At 70.4% G+C, this 6,189-nt stretch carries 5 protein-coding genes; 2 read left to right on the top strand and 3 right to left on the bottom strand.

The annotated features are described in order from the left end of the window. Window positions 1-548: 548 nt before the first annotated feature. The gene (locus AB0K52_RS02290; protein WP_363524914.1) at window positions 549-3,164 is read right to left on the bottom strand and encodes a bifunctional [glutamine synthetase] adenylyltransferase/[glutamine synthetase]-adenylyl-L-tyrosine phosphorylase; all 2,616 of its coding nucleotides are present in this window, start codon (window positions 3,162-3,164) and stop codon (window positions 549-551) included. Next, entirely contained in the window at window positions 3,157-3,840 is a 684-nt protein-coding gene (locus AB0K52_RS02285) for a type 1 glutamine amidotransferase (RefSeq protein ID WP_363524911.1), read from the bottom strand. Before AB0K52_RS02285 ends, AB0K52_RS02290 begins: the two co-directional genes overlap by 8 nt. A 197-nt stretch (window positions 3,841-4,037) precedes the next feature. Here AB0K52_RS02285 and AB0K52_RS02280 point away from each other — a divergent pair, with 197 nt between their 5' ends. Together AB0K52_RS02280 and AB0K52_RS02275 are read left to right on the top strand one after the other, a co-directional pair. Beyond that, window positions 4,038-4,184 (top strand): helix-turn-helix domain-containing protein, encoded by a 147-nt coding sequence (locus AB0K52_RS02280; protein ID WP_363525066.1) that lies wholly within the window; start codon window positions 4,038-4,040, stop codon window positions 4,182-4,184. Window positions 4,185-4,384: 200 nt separating this feature from the next. After that, window positions 4,385-4,636, top strand: a complete 252-nt coding sequence (locus tag AB0K52_RS02275) for a zinc ribbon domain-containing protein (RefSeq protein ID WP_363525063.1) — start codon at window positions 4,385-4,387, stop codon at window positions 4,634-4,636. A gap of 130 nt (window positions 4,637-4,766) precedes the next feature. Here the strand turns inward: AB0K52_RS02275 and glnA are convergent, their stop codons facing one another. Further along, window positions 4,767-6,119, bottom strand: coding sequence for a type I glutamate--ammonia ligase (gene glnA / locus AB0K52_RS02270; protein WP_208495181.1), 1,353 nt, complete (start codon window positions 6,117-6,119; stop codon window positions 4,767-4,769). Window positions 6,120-6,189: the final 70 nt, after the last annotated feature.

Raw genomic sequence — 6,189 nt, 5'->3', positions numbered from 1 at the left:
CGGCCTCAACGCCTCAACGCCTCAACGCCTCAACGCCTCAACGCCTCAACGCCTCAACGCCTCAACGCCTCAACGCCTCAACGCCTCAACGCCTCAACGCCTCAACCACATCGTCACGGCTCCATGCGCGATTTTGCCCGCCGCCGACAGGCCGTCCCTAGCCCCCACCCACCACAAGAGGGGAAGATACTGTCACGGCGATCATCGCCCGCCCCACCGACAAGAACCGCCGCCAAACGAACCCTAGCGCCTGGAGTTCACCGGATCGGGTGAACGGTCAGGTCTCGTGGCAGCGGAACGGTTCCGAAGAAGCGCGGGCTCGCGGAAGCCGGCAGCGCAGTGCGCACCGCGGCGCCTGATCGCCACCGGCGAACGGTCGTCCCCGCGTTCCCCGGTCGCCGGCCGCTGGTCGCCAGTCGCCAGTCGCCAGTCGCCAGTCAGTGTTCCCGGTCCCCGGTCAGCGGTCGCCGGTCAGTGTTTCCCGGACCCCGGTCCCGGGTCAGCGGTCAGCGGTCAGCGGTCAGCGGTCAGCGGTCAGCGGTCAGCGGTCAGGATCCGTAGACGATGCGCTGGGCCGCGTCGTGGGCGCGGCGGGTGAGTCGGCGGTAGTGGTTGAGGAACTGCTCGGTGCCCTCGCCGAAGCCGAGGGTCTGGGCCAGCGCCGCGAGCTCAGGCCCCGAGCGCGGCAGGTCATCGCGCGGCACGCCGCGCGCGAGCGTCATGTCGTTGCGCACCCGCGACACGAACTCCCACGCCTCGCGCAGCGCCGCCAGGTCTTCGCCGCTCAGGTACCCTGCTGCCGCGGCGGCCTCCAGGGTCGGCACGGTCCGGGTCGTGTGCAGCGTCGCGTCCTCGCCGTGCTCGAGCTGGAGGAGCTGCGCGGTCCACTCGATGTCGACCAGTCCCCCGCGCCCGAGTTTGGTGTGGCCGTTGGGGTCCGCGCCGCGCGGGAGCCGCTCTGATTCGACGCGGGCCTTCACGCGCCGGAACTCGATCCGCTCATGCTCGCTGAGCCCGCCGGGCCGGTACCGCACCTTGTCGGCGAACGCCGTCCACGCCTCGCACAGCTCCGGGTCCCCCGCCACCGGCCGCGCCCGCAGCAGCGCCTGGCGCTCCCACAGCCGCGCCCTATCGGCGTAATACCGCTGGTACGCAGCGAAACTCGGCGTGATCGGACCGCCCTTGCCCTCGGGCCGCAGATCGAGATCGACCTGGAGCGGCGGGTCGGCGGTCGGCGCCGCCAGAAGGGTCCGCACCGCTTCGACGATGCGGGTGGCGGCCTTGCGCCCGGCGTCACTCGTTCCAGTGTGGATGAACACGACGTCGGCGTCGGAGGCGAAGCCGGTCTCGCGTCCCCCCAAGCGGCCCATGCCGATCACGGCGATCGGCGGCGCGTCGGGCACGTTCCGTGAGGCGATGTGGAGGGCCGAGTCGAGCACCGCGTCGGTGAGGTCGGAGAGGGCCAGTCCGACGGCCTGGTCGTCGAGGAGCCCGAGGAGGTCGGCGGCGGCGACACGGATGAGTTCGCGGCGGCGGATCGCGCGCACCGCTCCGATCGCGGCCGTCGGCTCGGCGTGCCGCGCGGCGGCCTGGCTCATGCCCATCGTCAGCTCGGCCCGCGAGCGCGGCGTCAGGTCGGCGTTGTCGGAGAGGTACCGGAGCGACTGCGGCACATGCAGCAGCAGGCTCGTGAAGTAGCGGGACGTGCCGAGGAGGCGGGCGAGCCGCACCGCCGCCGGGCCGCCGTCGCGCAGCAGCCGCAGGTACCAGGGCGTGGAGCCGAGCTTGTCGGAGACCTGCCGGTACGCGAGGAGTCCGCGGTCGGGTTCGGGCGAGTCGGCGAGCTCGTGGAGGACGACCGGCAGCAGCGCGCGTTGCACTGTGGCCGTGCGGGAGACGCCGGCGGTGAGCTGCTTGATGTGGGTGAGCGCGCTCGCAGGGTCGGCGAAGCCGAGCACGGCGAGACGCGAGGCGGCCTCGGACTCGGTCATGCGCAGCTCGTGCGTGGGCACGCGCGTCACGGCGTCGAGCAGGGGCTTGTAGAGGAGCTTCTCGTGCAGGCGGCGCGCGGTTGCCGCGTGCGCGCGCCACGCCGCGAGGAACGCCTCGTCGGTCTGGTATCCGAGGGTCCGGGCGAGGTGGTGGAGCGGTTCGCCGCCTTCGGGGACGCGGTGGGTGCGCAGGAGCCGCTGGAGTTGGAGGCGGTGCTCGACGGTGCGCAGGAAGGTGTACGTGTCGGCGAGTTCGTCGCCGTCACGGCGGGAGAGGAAGCCCGCGGCCACAAGGACTTCGAGCGCTTCCAATGTGGATCGCACGCGAAGGGTCGCGTCGCCGCGGCCGTGCACGAGCTGGAGCAGCTGCACCGCGAACTCGATGTCGCGCAGGCCGCCCGGACCGAGTTTGATCTCGAAGCGCCGTTCGGCGCGCGGCACCGACTCGGCGACCTTGCGGCGCATGTCGCGGATGTCGGCGACGACGCCGGGCCGGTCGGCCGCGCCCCAGATGAACGGCTGCACGGCCGCGAGCCAGTCGAGCCCGAGCTGCAGGTCCCCCGCGGCGGGCCGGGCCTTCAAGAGCGCCTGGAACTCCCAGGTGCGCGCCCAGTCCTTGAGGTAGGCGAGGTACGAGTCGACCGAGCGCACGAGCGCGCCGTGGCGGCCCTCGGGGCGCAGGCCCGCGTCGACGGGCCAGGTCGCGGGACCGACGATCTGGATCATGCGGGCGGCCTGGCGGGTGGCGAGGTCGAGGTCGCCTTCCGCGACGAACACGACGTCCACATCGGAGACGTAGTTGAGCTCCTCGGCGCCGGTCTTGCCCATGGCGACGACCGCCAGGCGGGTGTCACCGGGGATCTCGGCGCGCGCGAGTGCGAGGCCGCGGGCGAGCACCGCGTCCGCCAGTCGCGAGAGCGCGCCCGAGGTGGCCCGCAGGTCCGCGCCGCCGGTGAGGTCGCGCGCGGCGATCCGCAGCAGGTTGGCCTTCCACGCCCGGTTCAGCTCGGGCGCGGCCGCGTCCCGGATGCGGGCGAGGCCGGCGTCCTCGTCCTCGGTGAGCGCGGTCTCGACCTCAGGGTGGGCACGCAGGAAGTCGGCCAGCGCGTTGCTCGCCTCGACGACGGCTTGGCGGGCCTCGTCGGCCTCGGCGCTCTTCTCGGACTCAGGCATCGAGGACCGGCAGCGCCTTCCGCTCGCCGGCGGCGACGCGCGCGAACCGCTGGAGGATCGGCTTCCAGGTGTTGACGATGTGCTCGTCGACCTCGGCGGCCTTGGCGAGGGCGGATTCGTCGAAGTCGCCGAACCCGGCCAGCTGCTCGGGGGTGAACTCGAAGTGGGACTGGACGCCCCAGGCGGTGTCGCGGATGCGGAAGATCTCGAGCGCGCCCTGCGGGGAGGCGGCGAGGAGGGTGGCCTCCGGCGGGAGTTCGACGAGTTCCTGGCGGCGCCAGCGGATCACGTCGATCGTCATGGGCGCGGGGCCGAAGATGAGGTCGCGTCCGGCGGCGTCGCGCTTGGCGAGCATGCGCGGGCCGAAGGGCTCGTCGCGGTCCTCGACGACGCCGCCGAAGGCGGCGGCGAGCATGCGCGCGGAGGAGCAGACGGCGAAGACGGGGGTGGTGTCGGCGACGGCGGTCTCCATGAGCCCGCCGAGTTCGTCGCTCCAGTCCTTGCCGCGTCCGCCCCCGAGGGCGATGAGGGCGTCGTGCCCTCCGGCGGAGTTCGGTACGGCCTCACCGAGGTGGGGCCGTACCGTGTCGAGTTCCATTCCGGCCTCGGCGAGCCAGGCGGCGGCTCGGCCGAGACCCTGGGCGGGGTCGTTCTCGATGACGAGTGCGGTGCTCACCCGTCCATGCTAATCGGTTACCCGATCTATGCAATGCGGCTCCGGTGCGGGCTTCAGAGTCGAACTCTGGCCCGTGGTGCAAATTGCTTGAGCACGGCCATGACCCTGAATCCGCTTCACATCGCTGCGCTGTTCGTTAAGCAGTCGTGCAGCTCCGGTACCGATATCGGATCTACCCGACGAAACCGCAGCGAGCGATGCTCGCGCGGACGTTCGGGTGCGTGCGCACGGTTTGGAACGACGCTGTCGCTGCGAGGAGGAACGCGCATCGGCTGGGCCTGCCGTTTCCGTCGACCGCCTTCCTCGACAAGGCGTTGATAACGGCCGCGAAGCGTACCCCCTGAGCGAGCTTGGCTGGCCGAGGTCTCGGCCGTGCCGCTGCAGCAGGCACTGCGGGACTGCGGGACTGCGGGACTGCGGGACTGCGGGACTGCGGGACTGCGGGACTGCGGGACTGCCACTCGGCCTATCGCAACTTCTTTGACATGTCAAGGTCCCGGCTCGGGGGCCTGCGTCGAAATCGGTGCGTGACGCCGCGTTCGGCATGTTCCTGGCTCGGCTCGAATCGAAGTCCGCGAGGACAGGCCGGACCTTCGTCAAGATTGACCGGTTCTTCCCTTCGACCCGGTTGTGCTCGAGTTGTGGAGCGCTGGCCGGTCCCAGGGGGCCGGCGGGGCTCCGCATCCGCACTTGGGAACGCGGATGCGGAGCTCGACATGATCGGGATGTGAACGCCGAAATCAACATCAGACGCGAAGGCAAGCGTCTCGCGGCCGCCGGACAGGCGGACACGTAAAACGCCTGCGGAGTCTGCGTCGGACCCGGGAGACCGGGCAGCGGGCGTTGAACCAGGAACCCACCCGTAGACGGGCCGCGATCCACGGCCCGCAAGCCGGGAAAATGCCGTCGACTAACGGCAGAGGATGTCAAAGATTGATGTACCGCTTGCGTTCGAAGGCCGTCACCTGGGTGCGGTAGTCCTCCCACTCCTGGCGCTTGTTCTTCAGGAAGTAGTCGAAGACGTGCTCGCCGAGGATCTCGGGGACGAGCTCGGAGGACTCCATGGCGTCGAGGGCCTCGGAGAGGTTCGACGGGAGCGGCTGGTAGCCGGCGGCGGTGCGCTCCTTGTTGGTGAGCGCGGAGACGTCGTCCTCGGTGCCCGGGGGCAGCTCGTAGCCTTCCTCGATGCCCTTGAGCCCGGCGCCGAGGAGCACGGCGTAGGCGAGGTACGGGTTGGTCGCGGAATCGAGCGAGCGAATCTCGACGCGGGCCGAGTTGGGCTTGCCGTAGGCGGGGACGCGCACGAGCGCGGAGCGGTTGGCCTTGCCCCAGGAGACGTACGAGGGCGCCTCGGAGATCTGGCCGGGCTGCGGGCTGGTGAAGAGCCGCTTGTAGGAGTTGACCCACTGGTTGGTGATCGCGGTGAACTCGGGCGCGTGGCGCAGGAGCCCGGCGATGAAGGCCTTCGCGGTCTTGGAGAGGCGCTGCTCGTCGCCCGGGTCGTGGAAGGCGTTGTCCTCGCCTTCGAAGAGCGAGAGGTGGCTGTGCATGCCGGAGCCGGGCTGCGTGTTGTACGGCTTGGGCATGAAGGAGGCGGTGACGCCGGAGGTGAGCGCGACCTCCTTGATGGTGTGCCGGAACGTCATGATGTTGTCGGCGGTGGTGAGCGCGTCGGCGTAGCGGAGGTCGATCTCCTGCTGGCCGGGGGCGACCTCGTGGTGGGAGAACTCGACGGAGATGCCGATGCGCTCGAGGGCGAGGATCGCCTGGCGGCGGAAGTCGCGGGCCACGGAGTGCGTGGTGTGGTCGAAGTAGCCGCCGTCGTCGACGGGCTCGGGCTTGTCGCCGGTCTCCGGGAAGATGTCCTTGAACAGGAAGAACTCGATCTCGGGGTGCACGTAGAAGGTGAACCCGCGGTCGGCGGCCTTGGAGAGGGCGCGGCGGAGCACGTGGCGCGGGTCGGCCCAGGACGGTGCGCCTTCGGGGGTGAGGATGTCGCAGAACATGCGGGCGGACTCGCCGATGCCGCGGCCTTCGAACGGGAACACCTGGAACGTGGTGGGGTCGGGCATGGCGACCATGTCCGATTCGTAGACGCGTGCGAAGCCCTCGATGGCGGAGCCGTCGAAGCCGATGCCCTCGTCGAACGCGGACTCGAGCTCGGCGGGCGCGACGCTCACGGACTTGAGCGTGCCGAGGACGTCCGTGAACCACAGCCGCACGAAGCGGATGTCGCGTTCTTCGAGCGTGCGAAGCACGAACTCCTTCTGGCGTTCCATGGTGTCCTCCTAGATCCTGGGGCCGCAATTGTCTCACCTGTTTATGTCATCGACGTTAACCGGCCTGAGC

The organism is Glycomyces sp. NPDC049804 (genome assembly GCF_040674615.1).
Classification (GTDB): domain Bacteria; phylum Actinomycetota; class Actinomycetes; order Mycobacteriales; family Micromonosporaceae; genus Glycomyces; species Glycomyces niveus.
The sequence above is the reverse complement of the archived record's forward strand: the minus strand, read 5'-3'. Positions and strand labels throughout refer to the sequence as shown.